The sequence below is a fragment of the Arthrobacter sp. Y3223164 genome, assembly GCF_059091005.1.
Map to the genome: position 1 here is coordinate 1 of NZ_JBNHGF010000879.1, position 417 is coordinate 417.

At 72.7% G+C, this 417-nt stretch carries 1 protein-coding gene; it reads right to left on the reverse strand.

What is annotated here, in order from left to right; genetic code table 11:
- Window positions 1–417 (reverse strand): amino acid kinase family protein (locus AC5RUJ_RS18515; protein ID WP_494156548.1); only part of this gene is annotated, 417 nt, incomplete at both ends.

Here is a 417-nt window from a genome sequence, read left to right on the forward strand (position 1 = left end):
GCGCCGGTGCGGCCGATGTTCACGCCGTCCAGGTCCTGGGGCCGGGCCACCAGCGGGATCCGCCGCGCGCCGTCCTTGGGCGGGCCGTCGTAAAGCGCGTCCACGTCCGAGAGCAGCACCAGCGCGTCGGCCTTGACCAGGTGGGCCACCAGGGCGGCCAGCCGGTCGTTGTCGCCGAAGCGGATTTCGTGGGTGGCTACGGTGTCGTTCTCGTTTACCACGGGGACGACGCCGAGGTGCAGCAACCGGTGCAGCGCGCGGTAGGCGTTGGCGTAGTGCTGGCGCCGCATCAGGTCCTCGGCGGTCAGGAGCACCTGGCTGACGGTGATGCCGCGGGCGCCGAAGGCCTGGGTGTAGCGGGCCATCAGCAGGCCCTGTCCCACGCTGGCCGCGGCCTGCTGGGTCGCCAGGTCCCGC